Origin of the sequence: Propioniciclava soli, assembly GCF_038502305.1 — a bacterium.
GTDB lineage: Bacteria > Actinomycetota > Actinomycetes > Propionibacteriales > Propionibacteriaceae > Propioniciclava > Propioniciclava soli.
The window spans coordinates 623,225-644,386 of the sequence record NZ_CP115965.1; the positions used below are offsets into that span (position 1 = coordinate 623,225).

At 72.0% G+C, this 21,162-nt stretch carries 21 protein-coding genes, 1 tRNA gene and 1 pseudogene; 11 read left to right on the forward strand and 12 right to left on the reverse strand.

Annotated elements, in window-relative coordinates; translation table 11 throughout:
- From PCC79_RS02755 to manA, 4 genes are all read right to left on the reverse strand, one after another.
- A tRNA-Thr gene (locus tag PCC79_RS02755) sits at positions 1-73 on the reverse strand.
- Positions 64-624, reverse strand: a complete 561-nt coding sequence (locus tag PCC79_RS02760) for a cobalt ABC transporter (protein WP_342372926.1) — start codon at positions 622-624, stop codon at positions 64-66. Before PCC79_RS02760 ends, PCC79_RS02755 begins: the two co-directional genes overlap by 10 nt.
- A complete protein-coding gene (locus PCC79_RS02765) occupies positions 621-1,727 on the reverse strand; it encodes a DUF808 domain-containing protein (RefSeq protein WP_232550011.1) in 1,107 nt (368 codons plus the stop codon). The genes PCC79_RS02760 and PCC79_RS02765 overlap by 4 nt, the downstream gene beginning before the upstream one ends.
- Positions 1,728-1,769: 42 nt before the next feature.
- Entirely contained in the window at positions 1,770-2,975 is a 1,206-nt protein-coding gene (gene manA / locus PCC79_RS02770) for a mannose-6-phosphate isomerase, class I (protein WP_232550010.1), read from the reverse strand.
- A 167-nt stretch (positions 2,976-3,142) separates the two neighbouring features.
- Here manA and PCC79_RS02775 point away from each other — a divergent pair, with 167 nt between their 5' ends.
- Entirely contained in the window at positions 3,143-3,433 is a 291-nt protein-coding gene (locus tag PCC79_RS02775; protein ID WP_232550009.1) for a DUF3263 domain-containing protein, read from the forward strand.
- Here PCC79_RS02775 and PCC79_RS02780 read toward each other — a convergent pair.
- Entirely contained in the window at positions 3,411-3,878 is a 468-nt protein-coding gene (locus PCC79_RS02780) for a hypothetical protein (protein ID WP_232550008.1), read from the reverse strand. The genes PCC79_RS02775 and PCC79_RS02780 overlap by 23 nt on opposite strands.
- A gap of 199 nt (positions 3,879-4,077) precedes the next feature.
- Between PCC79_RS02780 and groL the strand changes: the two genes are divergently transcribed.
- Positions 4,078-5,706, forward strand: coding sequence for a chaperonin GroEL (gene groL, locus PCC79_RS02785; RefSeq protein WP_232550007.1), 1,629 nt, complete (start codon positions 4,078-4,080; stop codon positions 5,704-5,706).
- Positions 5,707-6,159: 453 nt separating this feature from the next.
- Here groL and PCC79_RS02790 read toward each other — a convergent pair whose 3' ends face one another.
- Positions 6,160-6,837, reverse strand: a complete 678-nt coding sequence (locus tag PCC79_RS02790; RefSeq protein WP_342372927.1) for a transposase — start codon at positions 6,835-6,837, stop codon at positions 6,160-6,162.
- 412 nt (positions 6,838-7,249) lie between these two features.
- Positions 7,250-7,558 (reverse strand): annotated as a pseudogene (locus PCC79_RS17375) (transposase); the annotation flags it as partial.
- A gap of 272 nt (positions 7,559-7,830) precedes the next feature.
- On the opposite strand from PCC79_RS17375, the gene PCC79_RS02795 reads away from it, so the two are divergent.
- Complete coding sequence (locus tag PCC79_RS02795) at positions 7,831-8,532, forward strand: copper homeostasis protein CutC (protein ID WP_232550006.1); 702 nt, start codon at positions 7,831-7,833, stop codon at positions 8,530-8,532.
- 2 nt (positions 8,533-8,534) lie between these two features.
- On the opposite strand, the gene PCC79_RS02800 is transcribed toward PCC79_RS02795, so the two are convergent.
- The 3 genes from PCC79_RS02800 to PCC79_RS02810 all read right to left on the reverse strand — a co-directional run bounded on the left by PCC79_RS02800 (position 8,535) and on the right by PCC79_RS02810 (position 11,087).
- A complete protein-coding gene (locus tag PCC79_RS02800; protein WP_232550005.1) occupies positions 8,535-9,497 on the reverse strand; it encodes a cation diffusion facilitator family transporter in 963 nt (320 codons plus the stop codon).
- Between the two features lie 79 nt (positions 9,498-9,576).
- Positions 9,577-10,140 carry an NUDIX hydrolase gene (locus tag PCC79_RS02805; protein ID WP_332836210.1) on the reverse strand — a complete coding sequence of 188 codons (564 nt, stop codon included), beginning with the start codon at positions 10,138-10,140 and terminating at the stop codon, positions 9,577-9,579.
- Positions 10,137-11,087, reverse strand: a complete 951-nt coding sequence (locus tag PCC79_RS02810; RefSeq protein WP_342372928.1) for a hypothetical protein — start codon at positions 11,085-11,087, stop codon at positions 10,137-10,139. The genes PCC79_RS02805 and PCC79_RS02810 overlap by 4 nt, the downstream gene beginning before the upstream one ends.
- A gap of 61 nt (positions 11,088-11,148) precedes the next feature.
- Between PCC79_RS02810 and PCC79_RS02815 the strand changes: the two genes are divergently transcribed.
- The 3 genes from PCC79_RS02815 to PCC79_RS02825 all read left to right on the forward strand — a co-directional run bounded on the left by PCC79_RS02815 (position 11,149) and on the right by PCC79_RS02825 (position 13,904).
- On the forward strand, positions 11,149-11,535 hold the full coding sequence (locus PCC79_RS02815) for a cold shock domain-containing protein (RefSeq protein WP_342372929.1): 387 nt from the start codon (positions 11,149-11,151) through the stop codon (positions 11,533-11,535).
- A 3-nt stretch (positions 11,536-11,538) separates the two neighbouring features.
- On the forward strand, positions 11,539-12,312 hold the full coding sequence (locus PCC79_RS02820; RefSeq protein ID WP_342372930.1) for a DUF3027 domain-containing protein: 774 nt from the start codon (positions 11,539-11,541) through the stop codon (positions 12,310-12,312).
- A gap of 92 nt (positions 12,313-12,404) precedes the next feature.
- Complete coding sequence (locus PCC79_RS02825) at positions 12,405-13,904, forward strand: NCS2 family permease (protein ID WP_342372931.1); 1,500 nt, start codon at positions 12,405-12,407, stop codon at positions 13,902-13,904.
- On the opposite strand, the gene PCC79_RS02830 is transcribed toward PCC79_RS02825, so the two are convergent.
- Positions 13,885-14,355, reverse strand: a complete 471-nt coding sequence (locus PCC79_RS02830; RefSeq protein WP_342372932.1) for a hypothetical protein — start codon at positions 14,353-14,355, stop codon at positions 13,885-13,887. The genes PCC79_RS02825 and PCC79_RS02830 overlap by 20 nt on opposite strands.
- Before the next feature lie 177 nt (positions 14,356-14,532).
- Here PCC79_RS02830 and PCC79_RS02835 point away from each other — a divergent pair, with 177 nt between their 5' ends.
- From PCC79_RS02835 to treS, 5 genes are all read left to right on the forward strand, one after another.
- Positions 14,533-15,519, forward strand: coding sequence for a hypothetical protein (locus tag PCC79_RS02835; protein WP_342372933.1), 987 nt, complete (start codon positions 14,533-14,535; stop codon positions 15,517-15,519).
- An 86-nt stretch (positions 15,520-15,605) separates the two neighbouring features.
- Entirely contained in the window at positions 15,606-16,286 is a 681-nt protein-coding gene (locus PCC79_RS02840) for a metal-dependent transcriptional regulator (protein WP_332836209.1), read from the forward strand.
- On the forward strand, positions 16,286-17,092 hold the full coding sequence (locus tag PCC79_RS02845; RefSeq protein WP_342372934.1) for a class I SAM-dependent methyltransferase: 807 nt from the start codon (positions 16,286-16,288) through the stop codon (positions 17,090-17,092). The genes PCC79_RS02840 and PCC79_RS02845 overlap by 1 nt, the downstream gene beginning before the upstream one ends.
- A 79-nt stretch (positions 17,093-17,171) precedes the next feature.
- On the forward strand, positions 17,172-17,549 hold the full coding sequence (gene trxA, locus PCC79_RS02850) for a thioredoxin (protein ID WP_232549998.1): 378 nt from the start codon (positions 17,172-17,174) through the stop codon (positions 17,547-17,549).
- A gap of 475 nt (positions 17,550-18,024) precedes the next feature.
- A complete protein-coding gene (treS, locus tag PCC79_RS02855; protein WP_342372935.1) occupies positions 18,025-20,271 on the forward strand; it encodes a maltose alpha-D-glucosyltransferase in 2,247 nt (748 codons plus the stop codon).
- Positions 20,272-20,275: 4 nt separating this feature from the next.
- On the opposite strand, the gene PCC79_RS02860 is transcribed toward treS, so the two are convergent.
- Positions 20,276-21,103, reverse strand: coding sequence for an HAD family hydrolase (locus tag PCC79_RS02860; protein ID WP_232549996.1), 828 nt, complete (start codon positions 21,101-21,103; stop codon positions 20,276-20,278).
- Between the last annotated feature and the right edge of the window lie 59 nt (positions 21,104-21,162).

Sequence of the window (21,162 nt, forward strand, 5' to 3'; positions counted from 1 at the left end):
AGCCTCCGACAGGATTCGAACCCGCGACCATCCGCTTACAAGGCGGGCGCTCTACCAACTGAGCTACGGAGGCGTGACCCGGAAGGGTCCGCGGACCATTGTGTCACGGGTGCAGATCCAGTCCGCCAGCGCGCGGGGCCGGTGCTCGCGCCAGTGGGCGCGCTCCTGGGCGGCCCAGATCGCCCAGTGGGCCGCGAAGGTCTCGCCGTCCCGGCCGAGGGCGCGGGCGCGCCGCAGCGCCGGGGGCGCGCTGACCCACAGCCCGCCGGTGGCCAGCGCCCGGTTGGCCGGGGTGAGGGTGCCACAGCCCTCGACGATCAGGGCCTCCGCCGGGTCGAGGTCGACCCAGCCGGCAGCCCGGCCCCGCTCCCAGTCCCACCGCTCGAAGCCCGGACGCCGCGGGTGCAGGATGTCGCGCGCCACGGCGTCCGAGCCGGCGCGCAGACCCTCCCAGCCCGGGTAGACGTCGTCGAGACTGACGAGCCGTACCGGGCCGGGCCAGTCGTCGGCGAGCGCGCGGGCGAGGCTCGTCTTGCCGGCGCCCGAACCCCCGTCGATGAGCACGACCGGGCGCGCGGGCGCCGCAAGGGCGTCCCGGACGCGGGCCCAGCCGGCGGGTCTCACGGGTGCCCGGTACCGTCGGGATGCGCCGCGCCGTTGGGGTGGCCCGCGCCGTCGGCCAGGTCGGACGCCGTGGGGTGCGGGTCGGCGGCGTGCGTGCCGCCCCGGCGGGGGATGAGGTGCATCACGGCGACGATGACGGCACCCACCGCGAGGCCGGCGAGGAACGAGAAGAAGGTGTTGGTGAGCCAGCCGAGGAAGCCGCCCAGGGCGCCGGTCGCGTGCGCGACCTGCTCCTCGAGGTGGTGCACGAAGCCGTACGGGGCATGCCAGCCGAGCTCGTCGACGCCCACGAGCAGGATGTGACCGCCCACCCAGAGCATGGCGATCATGCCGATCCAGGACAGCGCGGTCAGCACGATCGGCATCCCCTTCACGAGGCCGTCACCGAGGCGTCGCCCGAAGCCACGGCCGTTCTCGATGAGGTGCAGGCCGATGTCGTCCATCTTCACGATGAGCGCCACGACGCCGTAGACGCCGATGGTGATCGCGATGCCGACGACGACGAGGATGATGAGTCGGGACCAGAAGGTCTCGTCGGCGACCTCGTTGAGGGCGATCACCATGATCTCGGCCGACAGGATGAAGTCGGTGCGGATGGCGGAGGCCACCATCGTCTTCTCGTGGTCGCCACCCTGGAGGGGGGCCGGCGTCACGGGGGCGTGCTTGTCGTGCCCGGAGACCTTCTCCCACAACTTCTCGGCGCCCTCGAAGCAGAGGTAGGTGCCACCCACCATGAGCAGCGGGGTGAGCACCCAGGGAGCCCACTGGCTGAGCGCGAGGGCGAGGGGGAGGATGAACAGCAGCTTGTTGCGCAGCGATCCGACGGCGATCTTCTGGATCATCGGCAGCTCGCGGGCGGGGTTGAAACCGGTCACGTAGCGCGGCGTCACGGCGGCGTCGTCGACCACCACTCCTGCGGCCTTGGCGCTGGCGCGGCCCGCTGCGGCGGCCACATCGTCCACGGACGCCGCGGCCAGGCGCGCCATCGCGGCGATGTCGTCCAGAAGGGCTGCCAGTCCGCCGGCCATCGGTGTCCCCGTTTCGTCCGTGCCCCCGCCGGGGCTCACTCCGCCGACGTCGTCGGCCCGCAGGTAGTCTGCCACGCCCGGCTCCGAGGGGCCGTGACCCACCCGGCGCCCGGGGCGTCAGCTCGCGGGACGCGCCGTGGCCAGACCGGGAGCGGAGAGGAACACCTGGGCGTCCCCGCGGAGCGTCACGTCGGCGTCCGCCGCGCCGAGGAAGGCCGCCTCGCCGCGGGCCAGGGTGAGGTCGCCGGCGGCGGAGGAGAGGTGGGCGTCCCCCCGCGTGACCAACGCGATGCGCGCGTGACCGTCGGCCGGGACGCGCAGCGAACGCCCGGAGGTCGCCTCGAGGCGCCACACGTCGAACTCGTCACAGTGCGTGGGGTAGTCGAAGACGCCGGGGGCGGTCTCGTCGCCGTGGAGCACCTCGGGGGTGCACCAGGCGAAGTCCACCACGCGCACGAGCTCGTCGACGGCGATGTGCTTGCTCGTGAGCCCGCCGCGCAAGACGTTGTCGGACGACGCCATGACCTCGATGCCCGTGCCGGCCAGGTGGGCGTGCATCACGCCGGCGGGCACGTACACCGCTTCGCCCGGTGCCAGGATCAGCCGGTTCATCAACAGGGCGGCGAGGATGCCGCGGTCGGTGCCGAAGACGGCCTCCAGCTCCACGGCGGTGCGGGCGAGATCACCCACGGGGCCCTCGTCGCGGGCGTGTTCGCGGGCGCAGGCCAGCACGTCGGTGACGATGCCCATGCGGTCACCCTCGATCGTGAGGACGTCGAGGAAGACCTCCTGCAGCGCCGCCTCGCCGCCGCGCGCGTTGAGCGGGCCGAGCAGCCGCAGGGTGTCGGCGCCGACGCCGAGCTGGTGGAACAGGTGCCAGGTGAGCAGCGGGCTGCGGAAGCCGAACAGGGTGTGGAACGGCTCCAGCGCCACGAGGATCTCCGGCTTGGGCCAGTCGTCGCGGTAGGTCCGGTGGGGGTCGTCCCGGGCGATGCCGGCGGCCTCCTCGGCGGCGAAGCCGCGCTCGGCCTCGTCGCGCGACGGGTGCGCCTGCAGCGAGAGGGCGTGGCGCGCCGAGAGGATCTTCATGAGGAACGGCAGCTGCGGTCCGAACGCGGCCTGCGAGGCCTCGCCGAGCGCGGACGGGTCGGCTGCCAGGGCGGCGTCCAACGTCGTGTCGCCCAGCCGCGCCGGAGCCGAGGGGTGGGCGCCGAGCCACAGCTCGGCCAGCGGCTGGCCGTCGGGCTCCTTCCCCAGGATGCCGGCGATGGCGTCGTAGGTGCCCCAGGGGTAGCGGATGAGCGTGCCCTCCAGGAACTGCATGCTGCCTCCGGCGTTGGATGGGGTGACGGACCCACCCATTGAACCTGCGGAGCCCCACGCGGGCAACCGCCCGCGCGGGTGACTCGGCGCCTTCGGTGAGGCGTCAACCGATCGATGGGGGAGAGCCAGTGAATGACAGCCGTGTGATTCGCCGGTACGCTGACGCCATGTCCGATGCCTTGCAGAGCAGCCCCACCGCTGGCGGCCTCACCAAGCTGGAGGCCGGCATCCTCGACTTCGAGGACGCCTGGTGGGCGGCCGACGGCACCAAGGACGCCGAGATCCACGCACGATTCGGGCTCACCCCGCCGCGCTACTACCAGATCCTCAACGCGCTGCTCGATCGAGAGGACGCGCTGGCCCACAAGCCCCTGCTGGTGCGCCGCCTGGCCCGCCTGCGGGCGTCCCGGCAGCAGAGCCGCTCGGCGCGGCACCTCACGGTGCGCGTCGGCGGCTGAACTTCCGGGCGCGGACGCGTCCCGTCGGCTGGCCCGTGACCGGGTGGACGTAGCCGCCGGCCACCAGGCCCGCATGGCGCTCCAGCGGGTTGCGCAGCGCCGGGTTGCCTGTCCGCAGCCACGACCATCCGGACGCCAGCGCGTAGGTCGGGAAGAACCAGACCCCGCCCACCGCGTACTGCCACGCGTGGCGTCCCTCGTGGCCCCACGTGCCGGGCACGCGCGCCTCCAGGGTCGCGATGTCGGACGCCGTGGCCACCACGTTGCCTACCGTGAAGGCCCCGGCCAGCGGGTACCGCAGCCGGTAGCCCTCGGCGACGATGATGCCCTCGGGCCCGCGACGCAGCCGGGCGCGGCCCGTGAGCGCCACCGCGAGCCCGAGCGGCGTGGTGAGGTTGAGCCAGTTCGCCGCGGCGCGGACGCGGTGGGTGGCGGTCATGGGCATGGGCCCATGGTGGGGGATGGGTCCGGATCGCTCAAGCAGCGGTCGGATCGTTTGCACTCGCCTGCATCGAGTGCTAAACATGGATTGGCACTCGACTGTGTTGAGTGCTACCCGTCCGGTGCGGTGAGACCTGCCGATCAGGTCGTCCGTCGCGGGCACCGATCCGGGCGAACCCAGACATCCGAAAGGATTGCCGACAGTGGCAAAGCTGATTGAATTCAACGTGGACGCGCGCCGCGGCCTCGAGCGGGGCATGAACACCCTCGCCGACGCGGTCAAGGTCACGCTCGGCCCCAAGGGCCGCAACGTCGTGCTTGAGAAGAAGTGGGGCGCCCCCACCATCACCAACGACGGCGTGTCGATCGCCAAGGAGATCGAGCTCGAGGATCCCTTCGAGAAGATCGGTGCCGAGCTCGTCAAGGAGGTCGCCAAGAAGACCGACGACGTCGCGGGCGACGGCACCACCACCGCCACGGTCATCGCCCAGGCGATGGTGCGTGAGGGTCTGCGCAACGTCACCGCCGGTGCCAACCCGATGAGCCTCAAGCGGGGCATCGAGAAGGCCGTCGCGGCGATTTCGGAGGAGCTCGCGCAGCAGAGCAAGCCGGTCGACACCAAGGACCAGATCGCGCAGACGGCGTCCATCAGCGCCGCCGACAGCAACGTGGGCGAGATCATCGCCGAGGCGATGGACAAGGTCGGCAAGGAGGGCGTGATCACGGTCGAGGAGTCCAACACCTTCGGCCTCGACCTCGAGCTGACCGAGGGCATGCGCTTCGACAAGGGCTACATCTCCCCGTACTTCGTCACCGACACCGAGCGCATGGAGGCCGTCCTCGACGACCCCTACATCCTCATCGTCAACAGCAAGGTCTCCTCGCTGAAGGACCTGCTGCCGGTGCTCGAGAAGGTCATGCAGGCGGGCAAGCCCCTGCTGGTCATCGCCGAGGACACCGACGGCGAGGCCCTCGCCGGCCTGATCGTGAACAAGATCCGGGGCACCTTCCGCTCCGTCGCCGTCAAGGCGCCGGGCTTCGGTGACCGCCGCAAGGCCATGCTGGGCGACATCGCGATCCTCACCGGCGGCCAGGTCATCTCCGAGGAGGTCGGCCTCAAGCTGGACGCCGTCACCCTCGAGCTGCTCGGCCGGGCGCGTTCCGTCCGCGTCACCAAGGACGAGACGACCATCGTTGACGGCGGGGGCGACTCCGACCAGATCGAGGGCCGCGTGGCCCAGATCCGTCGCGAGATCGAGAACTCCGACTCCGACTACGACCGCGAGAAGCTCCAGGAGCGCCTCGCCAAGCTGGCCGGCGGCGTGGCCGTCATCAAGGTCGGCGCGGCCACCGAGGTCGAGCTCAAGGAGCGCAAGCACCGCATCGAGGACGCCGTGCGCAACGCCAAGGCGGCCGTCGAGGAGGGCATCCTCGCCGGTGGCGGCGTCGCGCTGCTCCAGGCTGCTGCTGCGGCCAAGGGCAAGGTCGAGCTGACCGGTGACGAGGCCGTGGGTGCGCAGATCGTGTTCACCGCGTCCAGCGCTCCGCTGAAGCAGATCGCCGAGAACGCCGGCCTCGAGGGCGGCGTCGTGGCGGAGAAGGTCGCCGGTCTCGAGCCGGGCAAGGGCCTCAATGCCGCGTCCGGTGAGTACGTCGACATGCTCGAGGCGGGCATCCCCGACCCGACGAAGGTGACGCGCTCGGCGCTGCAGAACGCGGCGTCCATCGCGGCGCTGTTCCTCACCACCGAGGCCGTGATCGCCGACAAGCCGGAGAAGGCCCCGGCCATGCCGGCCGGTGGCGGCGACGAGATGGGCGGCATGGGCTTCTGAGCCCGAGGCACCGACAGCACCACACACCCCAGCCCGAGGGCGTCCCGCACACGCGGGGCGCCCTCGGTGCTGGGCGGGGCGCGTGCCCGGCAGCTGGTGGTGCGGGGAGGTGTTGGTGCGGGCGGCGGGCCCCCCGAAGTGGCTTTTGGACCCGAGGAAATGGCGCCATGGCGCCATTTCCTCGGGTCCAAACGCGCCCCGGTGAAGCGCTTGAGGCGCACGTGGCGCACCTTGAACCCTCGTGGCGCAGCTTGAACCCACGTGGCGCACGGGGACTCCACGTGGCGCAGCGCAGCTCACGTGGCGGCCCGCCGAGAGGCTGTCGCGTGGAGTTGGTTCTGTCGGTGGGTCGCGACTGTGGGTGGGGCGGTGCCGGGTCGATATCGATCTGTTGCGGCGCTGGGGGTGGTGCTTTGGAGCCGGCCGGGCCTGTGGCCAGCTGCTGGTGGTGATTTAGCAGGTGGCGGGTTGTGTGTGGAAGACCTTGAGGAGGTTCGCGGTCAGGGCGAACAAGGTGAGTTCGGTTTGTGCGGCGTGGTGGCCTCGTCGAACGAAGCGTGTGATGCCGCGATTGTGTTTCAGTTGCGCGAAGACGGGCTCGACCATGCCGGAGCGTTTCTTGTACAGCGCACGGCCGGTATCGGTTGCGATCCGTTGGTTCATTTCCATGAGCTGTTCGTTGCTGCTGCCCACACGGAGCCGTTTCCGGCGCCGGTAGGCCCGTGAAATGACGCCGTACACGGTGGTTCCCAAGAGGTCGGCGGCTTGTATCGCGGTGAGTTCATTTTTCTCGTAGCGGTTGAGGACGTCTTCGGCGTGTTGACCGTCCGCGGCCCGGGCGGCGAGTTTCTCGGCGGTGTTGTCCCGGCGCTTCCCGGCGGGAATGATTGGTGTGATGTGACTCAGGGCGGCATTGTCAGCGGAGTAGTAGCCGGCATCGGCCAGCACCACGGGAGTGGTGGGGGTGTGGCCGGTGGCTTGCTGGTAGCAGTCCAACGCCCGGCGGGTGACGGGGTCGAGCAGCCACACGTCGGTGGGTTCTTGGGCGGCGATCGCGGCCACGATGACCTGGCTGGCGGTCACCGCGACTTGGGCGTTGTAACACTGCCCATAGCCGGTCTTGGTGTGCATCACCCGACTGTCGGGATCGGTGATGTTCGCCCGGGACCGCGGCTTGCTCGACCGCGGGGCCGTGGGGGTGGTTACGGCGTCGGGGTCTGCCTGTGGCCCGGGGACGGCTCGGGTGAGCGCGGCTTGTTCGGCTTTCCAGGTCGGCCAAAGCCCGCCGGATCCGTTCCTGTCGTGACGCGCCGGGCCGGCGCAGGTCCGGATCGCCACCCGTCGTCGGGCCCTCGACAACCGGCTGTTGTGATTCCTCTGCGGCATCGACCAGTGCGGCTTCTTTGACCAACAACTCGGCCAGCCCTTGCGGGGTCCGTGATGCTGACAGGCTCGCGTTCGCGGCGATCTTGGTGCCATCGACAGCGAGGACGCTCATGTCGACCAGCCCGGCTCGGGCGCACACGCCCAACACCTGGCAGAACAGCCCGGTGAACGCTTGCGCGTGCCCGGCGCGCCACCGGCAGATCGTGGCGTGATCGGGAAACACCCCGCCAGCCACGATCCTGAACGCTACATCTTCTCGGCACCGTTTCTCGATCTTTCGGCTGGATAACTCTCCACACATGTACGCGTAACACAACAATGCGATCATCGTTGCGGGCGGATACGACGCGCCCCCAAGTCCATCAGTGCGCCGGTTCGTGAGGAACTCGGACAGGTCAAGTTCGCTCACAATGTCGAGGACGAAAAAAGCCAGATGGTCATCCGGCAGCCATTCGCGCATCGACATGGGCAGCAGCAAATCTTGGTCAAACGACACACCACGACGATATTTCACGGCCACACCATCAGGATATCAACAACACACCGCCACTACGCCCGCGACACGATAAAACGAATCCAACACGCCGAAAAGACCGATCAAGTCCACGCGACAGCCTCCCGAAGGCCCGCCACGTGAGCTCCACTGAGCCACGTGATCGCTCGCCGCGCCAGGTGTCGCCGGAGTGCGCCACGTGTGCCGCGCACCCCCGGGCCGTGCCACCTGACATCATGGGGCCCATGAGCGGGCTGCTGGAGGTGCGGATCCTGGGCGCCCACGACGCCGCCCCGGCCGAGGCGGGCGGGGCCGACCGGCTGGAGCTGGTGACCCTCGACGGCGAGGAGGCACTGTCGCCCGAGCCGCGCGAGATGGCCGCGGTGCGGTCGCGGACGACGCTGCCGGTGCGCCCCGTCCTCCGGCTGCGGGAGGGGTTCTCGACCGACGGCGGCGAGGCCGTCCGGCTGCGCGGGCTGATCTCCGCCTACCGGGACGCCGGCGCCGACGGCTTCGTGCTCGGCTTCGTCAACGGGCTCGGGGAGGTCGACGTCGAGGTGCTCGGCACCCTGCTCGAGGACACCCCGGGCCCCTGGACCTTCTCTCGCGCCGTCGACTCCTGCTTGTCCACCGACGACGCCTGGGACGTCCTGCGCCGCCTCCCCGGGCTCGACTCGGTGCGCACGGCGGGCTCGGCCCGCTCGCTGGAACACGGCTTGGACGACCTCGTCCGGCGCGCCTCGGCGGACGCCGCCGTGGCCGCCCTCGTCGTCGCCGACGGCGACCTCCACCCCGACCATGTGCCCTGGCTGGCGCGCGCGGGCGTCCGGCAGTTCCACGTGGACGACCAGGTGCGCCCCGGCGGTTCCCGCAAGGCGTGGGCCGACGAGGCGCTCGTCGGGTCTTGGCGTCGGCTCATCGACACCGAGGTCACCCACGCCCGCTGATCTCAGATGCTCGGGTGATCCGGATCGGTCGGCCCGGCTGCAGTCGGCAGGTCGGACGGCCCGGGTTCCAGGTGGACCACGGTGACCGTCTCGGGCAGGGCGCGGGCGACGGCCAGCTCGATCTCGTCGGCGAGGTCGTGGCTGCGCTGCACGGTCCAGTGACCGGGCACGACCGCGGTCACCTGCACGAAGCGCTGGCGTCCCGACTCGCGGGTGAGCAGCTCGGTGACGATGACGCGGGGGTCGTCGGCCATCGCCTCGTCGAGGCTGGTGCGGATGATCGCCACCTCCTCGGCGGGGAGGGCGGCGTCCAACAGCCCCACCGTGGAGCGACGCAGCAGGCGTGATCCGGTGAGCAGGATGTTGAGCCCGACGACGAGCGCGACGAGAGGATCCACCCAGTGCCAACCGGTCAGCAGCAGCAGCCCCATCCCCACGAGGACGCCGACCGACGTCCACACGTCGGTGAGCAGGTGGTGCCCGTCCGCCTCAAGGGTGAGGGAGCGATGGGCCTTGCCCTGGCGCACCAGCACGAGCCCCACCACGAGGTTCAGCACCGAGGCGCCCAGCGACAGCAGCAGGCCGATGCCGAGGGATTCCACCGGTTGGGGGTCGATGAAGCGGCCGATGGCGGTGGCGATGATGGCGGCCGCAGCGACGAAGATCAGCGCCCCCTCGACCAGAGCGCTCATGTATTCGGCCTTGCCGTGGCCGAAGTCGTGGTTGTGGTCGGCGGGTTTGTCCGAGAGCCGCAGCGCCCAGATGGCGACGGCCGCTGCGACCAGGTTCACCGTCGACTCCAGCGCATCGGACAGCAGGCCCACCGAGCCGGTCAGCAGCGCCGCCACGCCCTTGATGACCACGGTGGCGACCGCGGTGGCGAGCGACAGGTACAGGAACCGCAGCAGGAACGCCCCGCCCACCGGGGTCGCCGGGAGCGGTTGGGCGGACGCGGCGTGTGCCATGGGGAAGGTCCTTTCACTCGAGCCCGACAAGGGTACTCCGCCACTCCCGGCAGGATGGCCCGGACCAGGGGAGCCGGTTTCACACCGGGACGGTGGACTCCTCGACCTCGCCCATGTCCCACACCGGCATGTCGCCGACCCGGGTGGGGTCGGCCGCCCGTGCGATGAGCTCGGGAAGCACGGCGGGCCACACGGGGTCGGTCAGGTCGGCCAGCCCGGCCAGCGGCACCCAGGCGTGGCCGGCCAGGGTCAGTTGTTCGTCGGCGGTGTGCCCGGCCGTGTCGACCGTGAACCGGTCGGTGGTGAGGACGTAGAACGACTCGGTCTGCGCGCAGATCTGGTCGGAGTACCCGTGGACGGCCACGCGGCGCATCACCGGGCCGACGAGATCGTCGGCCCGCACGCCCAGGCCCGTCTCCTCGGCCAGCTCGCGGACGGCCGCGTCCCGCTCGGTCTCACCCGGGTCGAGCCCGCCCCCCGGCGTCGTCCACCAGCGCGAGCCGGGCAGCCCCGGGTCGGTGTCGGCGAACAGGAGCACCGCCTCGCCGTCGGTGACGACCACGCGGACACCTCGCCGCGTCCGACGCGGCCGGTCCTGGGGTGCGGTCGGGACGAACGTGCGGGTGCGGAAGGGCTCGCTCACCGCGGGTCTGGCCGCTCACCCCGGCGCAGGGCGTCGCCGACGGTCAACAGCGTGAACGCAACCATCACCCAGCACGCCAACCCGGCCCAGCCCAGGATCGCGTCGTACCAACGGAACGGGTCCCACGACCCGTAGGCCAGCAGGGTGCTGACGAGACCTGCGGCCAAGATCAGGAACACCCCGATGCTGAACGCCCGGGCGATGCGCTCCCGGCGGTGGTCGATGCGCTGAGCCAGCACCGACGCGACGACGTAGAGCGGCAGCGCCAGCACCGGCACCAGGCCGCCCACGACGAGGGAGATCAGGACGCCGGGGGTCACGGCCCGCGCCATGTCGGCCAGCGTCACCGGGCGCAGCGCCGGTGGGCCGGGTGGGGGCTCCCAGGGCGCCGGGGCGTGGGGCGGCAGCCACGTCGAGGACGGCCCGGGCAGGTGCTGGGTCGGCTGTGGCGCGGCGGCCGGGAAGGGCTGGTGCGGCGTCCGTACCGCCCCGGGGTGGGGACCCGTGGTGGACGCGTGTGCCGCACCCCACGCCGAGGGGGTCGGCGCGTGCGGCAGCCCCGGGGGCGGGCCGTCGACGGGTGCACCGGGTGGAAGGACACCGGGTGGAACAACACCGGGTGGAAGGGCACTGGGTGGGACGGCGCCGGGTGGAACACCATCGGGCGGGGCGGCATCGAACGACGTGGGGGGCGCCCAGGACGTCACGGGCGTGCTGGCCACGTCGAACGGCTCGCGGGGGTCGCGCTTGGGCGGCGCGGGCGGGGCGAGGGACGCCAGGGCGACGCCTGCGGCGTCCGCGGTGAAACCGGGCGTCGGGCGCAGGTCGGGCTCGCTGGGAGACGCGGGGGGGGGGGGCTCGGTGGGGAGCGGGGCGGCGTCCGGCGCGACGAACACCTCGGGCCGCGCCAGGGGGGCGTACTCGGGTCCGTCGGTCCAGCTGGCCATGGTTCCCATGCTAACCCGGTAGGCTTGGGGCGCCATCGAGACCGATCCAGGAGTTCTGACCATGCCGACAGGCCGCGTGCGTTACTTCGACGCCGAGAAGGGCTTTGGCTTCCTCTCCAGCGACAAGGGGGGCGACGACGTCTACGTCCGCACCACCGCGCTGCCCGAGGGAGTGACCACCCTCAAGCGCGGCCAGAAGGTGGAGTTCGGGGTCGTGGACGGCAAGCGGGGCCCGCAGGCGCTCTCGGTGCGTCTGCTGGACGCGCCCGCGTCCCTGTCGAAGGCCACGCGCAAGAAGCCGGAGGACATGGCCGTCATCGTGGAGGACCTGATCAAGATGCTCGACGGCATCGGCAACGGTTACCGCCACGGCCGCCACCCCGACGCCCGGCACGCCGAGAAGACCGCCCAGGTGCTGCGCGCCGTCGCCGCCGAGCTGGAGCTCTGAGCCATGCCGATACGTGCCCTGGAGCTGGACGCCGCCTGCGTCGAGGCCGTCGACCTGGCCCGCGAGGCCGCGATCGCCCAGGCGGGCGTCATCGCGGTGGGGGAGCACCTCGGCGTCCGCGCCGAGGATTCCCGCGTGGCCACCCACCTCTTCGCCTCCGAGCACCCCGGGTACACCGGGTGGCAGTGGGCCGTCACCGTGGTGCGCGCCGCCCGGGCGCGCGTGGTCACCGTGAGCGAGATCTGTCTCCTCCCCGGTGACGGCGCCCTGGTGGCCCCGGCGTGGGTGCCGTGGGCCGAGCGCGTCGAGGCGGGCGACGTCACGCCCGGCATCATGCGGCCGACCGCCGACGACGACCCGCGCCTGGAGGCCGGCTTCACCGGCGGTGACGCGGCCCGCGAGGCCGATCCGGCCGAGTGGCAGCAGACCCGCGCGGTGGTGGCGGAGCTGGGACTCGGCCGCGAGCGGGTGATGAGCGGGTACGGCCGCGACGAGGCCGCCGACCGGTGGATCGACGGCGACGGCGGCCCGCACAACCCGATGACCAAGCAGGCCCCGGGGCCGTGCCAGACCTGCGCCTACTTCGTGCGGCTCTCCGGCAGCCTCGGCCGCCAGTTCGGGGCGTGCGCCAACGGGTTCTCGCCGTCCGACGCCCAGGTCGTGTCCGTCGATCACGGCTGCGGCGCCCACAGCGACGCCGTCGAGCCCGAGCGCGGAGTCGACCTCCCGCGTCCGGTGTGGGACACGGTGACGACCGAGGAGCTCCTCTTCGACTGACGCCCGCAGGCACATCCGGCGTCCCGCGTGCGCGGCGTACGGTGGGTGGACACGGGCGGGTGCGCGACCGTGGCGGCCCTACAGTCCCGCCCATGTCGACCTCCACTGTCACGCCACCGTCCTCCGGGTTGGACCGGTGGTTCGAGATCTCCCACCGCGGTTCGACCGTCGCGCGCGAGGTGCGCGGTGGCCTCGTGACGTTCTTCACGATGGCCTACATCATTGCCCTCAACCCGCTGATCATCGGGACGACCGCTGACGTCAACGGCAACCTCATCACCGGTCAGCCGATGCTGGACGCCGCCGGCACCGTGATCGACGCCAACGTGGGCGCGTCGATCGGGGCGGTGGCGGCCGCGACGGCGCTGATCGCCGCCGTGATGACCGCGCTCATGGGCGTCGTGGCCCGCTTCCCGCTCGGTCTGGCCACCGGCCTGGGCCTGAACGCGATGCTCGCCTACGTGGTCGCCCCCCGGGTGACGTGGCCGCAGGCCATGGGGCTGATCGTGTGGGAGGGCCTGCTCATCACGATCCTGGTGTTCACCGGGTTCCGCGAGGCGGTGTTCCGCGCCGTGCCCCGGGCCCTGCGCATCGGCATCAGCGTCGGCATCGGCCTGTTCATCACCCTCGTCGGGCTGGCGGACGCCCGCGTGGTGACCGGGGGCGGCGGCACGCCGCTGCAGCTCGGCGCCACCGGCCAGCTCATGGGGTGGCCCGTCGCCGTCTTCGTGACCGGCCTGCTGCTGCTGATCGTGCTGTACGTCAACCGCGTGCGGGGCGCGATGCTGATCACGATCGTCGTCATGACGGTCGTGGCGGTGGCGATCGAGGCCCTCCGCACCGTGGGCTCGTCGGCGGTCGAGGGCAACACGTTCGGCTGGGCGCTGAACGTGCCGGCCGTGCCCGCCGAGGGGCTGTTCCGGCTGCCGGATCTGTCGCTGCTCGGCCGGGTCGACCTTCTCGGCGCCTTCGCCGGCGGCCCCACGGTGGTCATCGCCATGCTGATGACGGTGTTCGCGCTGCTGCTGGCCGACTTCTTCGACACGATGGGCACGATCGTCGCCGTCGGGGCCGAGGGGGGTCTGCTCGACGCGGACGGCAACCCGCCCCGCACGCGCGAGATCATGCTGGTCGACTCCCTCGGTGCCGTCGCCGGTGGCCTGGGTTCGGTGTCGTCCAACACGTCCTACATCGAGTCGGCCGCCGGCGTCGGTGAGGGGGCACGGACGGGGCTGGCGTCCGTCGTGACCGGCCTCGCCTTCCTGGTCGCGATGTTCCTGACGCCCCTGGTCAACATGGTGCCCTCCGAGGCGGCCGCGCCGGTGCTGGTGTTCGTCGGCTTCCTCATGATGAGCCAGGTCGTCCACGTCGACTGGGAGAACCCGGACGAGGGCATTCCCGCCTTCCTCACGCTGGTCCTGATGCCCTTCACCTACTCGATCACGGTGGGCATCGGCGCGGGCTTCATCGTGTACGTGCTCATCAAGGTCGTGCGCGGCCGGGCCTCCCAGGTGCACCCGCTGCTGTGGGTGGTCGCCGCCGCGTTCGTCCTCTACTTCGCCCAGGGGCTCGTCAACGCGGCGATCGGCTGAGCCGCCGGATCGTCAGGACGCCGTCGGTGTACCCCACCTGCTGACCCGCCAGGGGCGGCAGCGGCAGTTCCACCGGCTCGCCCAGCCCACCCCCCGGCCCGTCGTCGGCGTCCGTCGCCTCGCGCACGGCGTGGGCCGTGGCCACATGGTCCAGCCACAGCTCGACCAGTGCCCACGCGGCGCTGACGCGTCCGGGGGCGATCGGGCGGCGGTGGACGAGGTCGGTGACATCGCCGCGGGTCGGGACGCCCGGGCGGACGACGGGCGCACCGCCCACGGGGTGGCGGCTGAACGGCCCGAGCCGGTCGAGGTTGCCGACGTGGGCCGGCTTCGGCGGCGGCGGCCACGCGGCCGCCGCGAGCCCGAGCAGGGTGGCGGCGACGGCGTCCGAGCCGGAGAACAGCGCGAGCACGTCGTCGAGATCCACCGACCAGGTCGTCACCGTCGCCACATTGGGAGCCTACGCGCAGCCGGCGCGACGCCGCCCCCTCGCCCCGGACGCCGCCGCGCCGCGTAGGCTGGCGGGGTGAGGCAGCGCACCCGGAACGTCATCGTCACGTCCGCGCTGGTGGCGTTGCTCCTCATCGTGTGCATCGGCGCGTTGCTCCAGCAGCAGTAGGCTCACCCCGTGACCCGCGACCGCTCCCACCGCGACCGCTGCCCCCGCCGCGCGCGACTCGCTGCGGCCGTCGCCGCGCTCGCGCTGGTGGGGCTGGCCGTGCCGGGCGCCACGCCGCCCGCCGCGGCGGAGCCGACGATCACCCTGACCGACGCCGACGCCCCCCTCGGCCTGGCGACCGACCACGCCCGCAACCGGTTCTGGGTGCTCTCCGAGGAGTCCGGCACCCTGCGCCTGCACGCGTTCACCGGCGACGGGCAGGCCGAGGGAACGATGAGCGCGCGCGACCGGTTGGTGGACGGCCAGGCCCTCGCGTTCGTCGACGGCGAGGCCTACGTCGGTGACATCGGCGGCAGCCGCGGGGAGGTGGTGGTCTACCGGGTCACCGAGCCCTGGCCCGGCACCGAGATCAACCACGCGGCCGCGCTCACCCTGGCCTACCCCGACGGCGCCCACGACGCCGCGGCCCTCTTCGTGGACGCGAACCACCGCATCGGCGTCGTCACCCGGGGTGACGCCCCCGGCGTCTATCTCGCCGACGAGGGCGCAGCCGCGGGCCAGACCGCCGGGCTCACGCGGGTGGCGGACGCCCCCGCCGACGTCACCGACGCCACGGCCCTCGTCGACGGCCGCGTCGTGCTCCGCACGGCGACCGAGCTGGTCGCCCTCGACCCGGCGTCCTGGACGGAACTGGGCCGGGCGGGCATCGAGGGGGAGCAGAGCGGTCACGCCGTCACCGAGACGGTCGCGTCCGGCCGCGTCCTCACCGGGCTGGCGGACGACACCGCCCTCGTCGCCACCGACGTCCCGGGCCCCGCGCCGGCCGATCCGACCGCCGAGCCCACCCGCGAGCCGCCCGCGCCCGCCGCGTCCACCGACGGGGAGACCGAGGCAGAGAGCACCCGCACCTTCGCCCAGACCGGCACCACCACGGCGATCGTGGCGGCCCTGGCCGTGAGCGCTGTGGCGGCCATGGTGGTGCTGCTGCGGCGGTGACCCCGGCACGACCGGCCGCCTGGGCGATCACGGGGGCGGGCTGGTTGGCCGTAGGCTGGGGCCCGACCGAGGGAAGGAGCGCCGGGGTGAGCGACCTGATCGACACGACCGAGATGTACCTGCGCACCGTGTACGAGCTCGAAGAGGAGGGCGTCCCGCCCCTGCGGGCGCGCATCGCCGAGCGGCTGTCGCAGAGTGGGCCCACCGTCTCGCAGACCGTGCAGCGCATGGAGCGCGACGGCCTGCTCGTCGTGGCGGAAGACCGCCACATCCAGCTCACCGAGCTCGGACGCCGGCGCGCGACCAGCGTGATGCGCAAGCACCGGCTCGCCGAGGTGCTGCTCACCCGCGTCATCGGGCTCGACTACGAGCTCGTCCACGACGAGGCTTGCCGGTGGGAGCACGTCATCAGCGACGCGGTGGAGGATCGGCTGGTCGCGCTGCTGGACGACCCGGGGGAGTCCCCGTTCGGCAACCCCATCCCCGCCCGCCACGCCGTGGGGCTGCCCCCGGCGCCGGCCGAGGGGGGCGTGGTGCTGCTCGCCGACGTCCTGCCCCCGTCGGGGGCGGTGGAGGTCGTCGTGGCCCGCCTCACCGAGGCCGCGCAGGCCGACCCCGAGTTGATCGCCGTGCTGGCCGAGGCGGGCGTGCGCCCCGGCACCACCCTGGGGGTGGAGCGGACGCCCCAGCGGCTCCGGTTGACCGCGGCGGAGCGCGTGGCCGTCGACCCGGCGGTCGCGCACATGCTGTTCGTCCGCACCCCGTGATGGCGAAGCCCCCCATCGACTGGGCCGCCTATCTCGCCGCCTTCCACGCCCACCGCCCCGGGATCACCGAGCGGGTGCTGCAGCGCACCCTGTCCGGCGGGCACACGCCCTACCGGTGGCTGGCCCGCGCCGTGTCGCCGCGGGCCCACCGCGTCGTCGACGTGGCGTGTGGCACCGGGGCGATGGGCCGCGAGCTGGCCCGGCCCGACCGGACCGTCATCGGCGTCAGCCTGTCCACCGACGAGCTGCGCCTGGCCCGGCGGAAGACCCCTGGCCCCTGGCTGTGCGCCGACGCGCGGGCCCTGCCGCTGGCCGACGGCTCGGTGGACGCGGTCGTGAGCATGATGGGTGCCATCGTGGTCCAGCCCGTGGAGGAGTTCTTTGCCGAGGTGGGGCGGGTGCTGCGCCCCGGCGGGATGTTCGCGTTCATGGCGCCCACGGTCGTGCCGCTGCACCCCCGCGACCTCGCAACCTCGCTGGGGGTCGTGGCCCGGCTGCGCAGCCTGCCCCGGTTCCCGGGGCCGACCGAGATCACCGGTTACGTCCCCGCCCTGGTCGGCACCGGTCTGCGCAAGGTCGAGGACGCCCGCGAGCGCTACCACTTCGCGGTGCGCACCGCGCAGGATGCCGTCGACGTCGTCGATGCCCTCTACCTGCCGCTCACCACCGCCGAGCGCCGGGAGCGCGCCGTCGCCTGGCTGGTGGAGCGCACCGAGCGCGACGAGGACGTTCGCATCTCGATCGCCATGCGACGCTTCGTGGCGCTGAAACAGGGCACTTCGCCCGAGGCGACGCCTCCCGCGTGACCGGGACGCGACGCCGTGACGGAATACGGCAGGCGTCCGAGCCGTTGCACCGGTGACACCGATCGAGAGGAAACGGCGCATGGCCACCCTTGAACTGACCAGCGAGAACTTCGCCACCACCATCGAGAACAGCGACACCCTCGTCATCGACTTCTGGGCGGCCTGGTGCGGCCCGTGCCGCATGTTCGCCCCGGTGTTCGAGGCCACCAGCGAGAAGCACGGCGACGTGACGTTCGCCAAGCTCGACACGGAGGCGAACGGGGAGATCGCGGCGGCCCTGGAGATCTCGTCCATCCCGACGCTGATGGCCTTCCGCGGGGGCGTCCTGGTCTACCGCAACGCCGGCGCCATGAACGCCGCGGGGTTCGAGCAGCTCGTCAACGCCGTCAAGGAACTCGACATCGACGAGGTTCGCGCCCAGGCCGAGCAGGCCAAGGCGCAGCACGAGAGTGAATAGTTGAGCAAGTCCGACGGCCAAAAGACGGAAACCGTCTCGCGCGGACGTCCCCCGTGTGGGTAACATAGTTGATGCGGTCCCTGCCCATCCCCCCGGGCAGGGACCGCATTGCTGTTCCATCACCTCCCGAAAGCGGCGTCGTTCTGATGAGTTGCCGACCTGCGCGTCGCACGGGGTGCGCCCCGCGCTGACGTGGAGCGAGGTGGTGACGCCCCGCTTGGTGGTCTCGTCCATGATGATTTGGCGGCTGCCTGCCCGATGAGTTGGCGTCCAGCGGTGTGCCGCCGGTCGGACGCGGGTGGGGGCGCGGCCGCCCGGTGCGGCGGGCGCGGCATCGATGCCACCGCTACCGGCCGGACGCGGGGCCGGGGAGCGCGGGCCGCGAAGTCGTTCGGTGCCCGCCGCCGTCCGGCCGCAATTCGCCGTTGCGCGGGGGTGAGCGGAGGGAGGTCGGCTTTCGGTACGGTTGGTTGCCATGGCGACCAAGGACTCCGCGCAGGTGCCGCCCGACGAGGTCGATCGCGACCTCGAAGAGGTGATTCCCGAGATCAGCTACGACGCCCAACGCTACGAATCGCGTCCCGCCCGGCTGCGCCCGCGCGCGCGGCGTCGGCGGCTGGAGAAGGTCGTCCCCGCCCCGCCGTTCGCCGCCGACGGCCGCAACCCCGCCTACGTCACGTGGCTGGTCGAGCAGTCGATGTTGGGCGATGCGAAGATGATGGGCCGCCAGCTCACCGGCGACCACGCGATGTGGGCCAGCCCGTATGCGGCGCCCGACCCGCGTTCGGCCGTCGACACGGCGTCGGTCTGGTACACGGCCTACCCGCTGTCGCTCATGACGCGCCCCGGCCACTCGTTCCTCGCCGCGCTCGGGGCCGAGGATCTCTGGGCGGCCTTCGCCAAGATCGGGATCGAGGCCGTCCACACGGGCCCCGTGAAGCTCGCGGGGGGCATCTCGGAGTGGGAGCCCACCCCGAGCGTCGATGGTCACTTCGACCGCATCAGCATGGTCATCGACCCGCTGTTCGGCACCGAGGACGAGTTCCGCGCCATGTGCGAGGCCGCCGCGGCGCACGGCGGCACGATCATCGACGACATCGTCCCGGGTCACACCGGCAAGGGGGCGGACTTCCGCCTCGCCGAGATGAACTACCGCGACTACCCGGGCGTCTACCACATGGTGGCCATCCCCAAGGAGGGCTGGCACCTGCTGCCGGACGTGCCCGAGGGTCAGGACTCGGTGAACCTCGACAGCGAGGCGGAGCGGGCCCTGGCCGACGCCGGGTACATCATCGGCGCGCTGCAGCGCGTCATCTTCTACGAGCCGGATGTCAAGGAGACCAACTGGTCGGCGACGCGTCCGGTGTACGGCACCGACGGCGTCGAGCGCCGCTGGGTGTACCTGCACTACTTCAAGGACGGCCAGCCGTCGATCAACTGGCTCGACCCGACGTTTGCCGGCATGCGCCTGGTGATGGGCGACGCGCTGCACTCCCTGCTCGACCTCGGGTCCGGCGGGCTGCGGCTGGACGCGAACGGCTTCCTGGGCGTCGAGAAGTCGGTCGGCGGCATGCTGCCCGCGTGGTCGGAGGGCCACCCGCTGTCGCAGGCGGCCAACCAGCTCATCGGCTCGATGGTGCGCAAGGTGGGTGGCTTCACGTTCCAGGAGCTCAACCTCACCGTCGACGACATCAAGAACACCGGCGCGGTGGGGCCGGACCTGTCCTATGACTTCATCACCCGCCCGGCGGCGCAGTACGCGCTGGCGACGGGGGATTCGGAGTTTTTGCGCCTGATGCTGAACGAGTCGCTGCTCGCGGGGGTCGACCAGGCGTCCCTGGTGCACGCGCTGCAGAACCACGACGAGCTCACCTATGAGCTGGTGCACTTCGAGACCCGGCACGCCGACGACACCTACAGCTTCGGCGGGCAGGAGTTGACGGGCCGCGAACTGGCCGAGCAGATCCGCCAGACGCTGCGCGACCGGCTCACCGGCGAGGCGGGCCCGTACAACGCGGTGTTCACGCAGAACGGCATCGCGTGCACCACGGCGTCCGTCATCACGGCGACGTTGGGCCTCACCGACCTCAGCGCGCTCACCGACGCCGACGTCGCGACGATCCGCGACATGCACCTGCTCATCAGCATGTACAACGCCTTCCAGCCCGGGGTGTTCGCGCTGTCGGGGTGGGATCTCGTGGGCGCCCTGCCACTCGATCGCTCGCAGGTGAAGCGGCTCATCAGCTCCGGCGACACGCGCTGGATCGAGCGGGGCTCCTATGACCTGATGGGGTGGGTGCCGGACGCCGACCAGTCGACCGCTGTCATGCCGCGGGCGACGGCGTTGTACGGGCCCCTGCCCGAGCAGTTGGAGGATCCGGACTCGTTCGCGTCGCGCCTGGCCAAGATCCTGCGGGTGCGCAAGCGCCACGGCCTAGCGACCGGTCGCCTCGTCGCGGTGCCCGAGGTGGGCCACAAGTCCCTGCTCGTGATGGTCAACGAGCTTGCCATCGGCGCCACGCAGGTGACGGTGTTGAACTTCTCCGGTGAGCGGCTGTCGGCGCGGGTGCAGAGCAACGCCATTCCCACCGGCCGGGTCATCGACCTCACCACGCGCCGCAAGGTCGACGTGGTGGACGACCTGGGGGGCTTCACCGTGACCCTGCCGCCCTACGGCGGCGCGGCGCTGATCGTGAAGGAGGACCTGCCGGCCTCCGAGTGACGGCTCAGCCCCGCGCGAGCAGGGCCTCGATGGCCACGGCGAGCCCGTCGTCGTCGTTGGTGCCCGTGACGGCGTCCGCGGCGTCCTTCACCTCGGGCAGCGCGTTGCCCATGGCGACGCTGTGCCCGGCCCACTGCAGCAGGTCGAGGTCGTTGAGGTGGTCGCCGAACGCGGCGACCTCGCTCGCGTCGATGCCGAGGCTGCTGCACAGCCGGGCCAGGCCGGAGGACTTCGTGACGCCAGCCGCCGCGACCTCCAGGAACGACGCCCCCGAGATGGTCGGCTGCGTGCCCGGGATCGCCAGGTCGAGCGCCAGGGCGAGCAGGTCTTCGGGCGGGAGCCCCGGCTGGCGGAGGATGAACTTGGTCGACGGCGTCCCCAGCACGGCGGCGAGGTCGTTCTCGGCGTCCGGCTGGTCGAGCGGACGCCCGTGGTCGCCCGGATCCATCATGCCGGTGTAGCCGCGCTCGGGGACGAACACGAACCCCGCCTCGCGCACCGACACGCAGCGGACGCCGGGGTACACCGCGCGGACGGCGTGCAGCAGCTCGGTCTGCGCCGCCACCGCCAGCAGCTCCTCGAACAGCACCTCCTGCCGGCCAAGGTGGTACCCCACGGCGCCGTTGGCGCAGATCGCCGGGCCGCTCAGCCCGGCCTGCGCGGCGATCGGGGCCAACACCGGCGCCTGCCGCCCGGAGATCAGCACCACCGGCACGCCCGCGTCCTGCGCGGCCGCCACGGCGGCGCGGGTGCGGTCGCTGACCGTGTGGTCGCTGCGCAGCAGCGTGCCGTCGATGTCGCTCGCGATGAGCCGGACCCGGGGGTGCGCCATGCGGCCGACCCTACTGCCTGCCGCAGCGGCTCGGTCGCCGCGGGCCCAGCCCGGTGGGC

Coding starts and splice junctions, on each gene's coding strand:
- manA (WP_232550010.1), bottom strand. CDS start 2,975: ATGCAGTTCCTGGAGGGCACGCTCATCCGCTACCCCTGGGGCACCTAC.
- PCC79_RS02775 (WP_232550009.1), top strand. CDS start 3,143: ATGTCCGATGCCTTGCAGAGCAGCCCCACCGCTGGCGGCCTCACCAAG.
- PCC79_RS02780 (WP_232550008.1), bottom strand. CDS start 3,878: ATGCCCATGACCGCCACCCACCGCGTCCGCGCCGCGGCGAACTGGCTC.
- PCC79_RS02790 (WP_342372927.1), bottom strand. CDS start 6,837: ATGCACACCAAGACCGGCTATGGGCAGTGTTACAACGCCCAAGTCGCG.
- PCC79_RS02795 (WP_232550006.1), top strand. CDS start 7,831: ATGAGCGGGCTGCTGGAGGTGCGGATCCTGGGCGCCCACGACGCCGCC.
- PCC79_RS02800 (WP_232550005.1), bottom strand. CDS start 9,497: ATGGCACACGCCGCGTCCGCCCAACCGCTCCCGGCGACCCCGGTGGGC.
- PCC79_RS02810 (WP_342372928.1), bottom strand. CDS start 11,087: ATGGCCAGCTGGACCGACGGACCCGAGTACGCCCCCCTGGCGCGGCCC.
- PCC79_RS02815 (WP_342372929.1), top strand. CDS start 11,149: ATGCCGACAGGCCGCGTGCGTTACTTCGACGCCGAGAAGGGCTTTGGC.
- PCC79_RS02820 (WP_342372930.1), top strand. CDS start 11,539: ATGCCGATACGTGCCCTGGAGCTGGACGCCGCCTGCGTCGAGGCCGTC.
- PCC79_RS02825 (WP_342372931.1), top strand. CDS start 12,405: ATGTCGACCTCCACTGTCACGCCACCGTCCTCCGGGTTGGACCGGTGG.
- PCC79_RS02845 (WP_342372934.1), top strand. CDS start 16,286: ATGGCGAAGCCCCCCATCGACTGGGCCGCCTATCTCGCCGCCTTCCAC.
- trxA (WP_232549998.1), top strand. CDS start 17,172: ATGGCCACCCTTGAACTGACCAGCGAGAACTTCGCCACCACCATCGAG.
- treS (WP_342372935.1), top strand. CDS start 18,025: ATGGCGACCAAGGACTCCGCGCAGGTGCCGCCCGACGAGGTCGATCGC.
- PCC79_RS02860 (WP_232549996.1), bottom strand. CDS start 21,103: ATGGCGCACCCCCGGGTCCGGCTCATCGCGAGCGACATCGACGGCACG.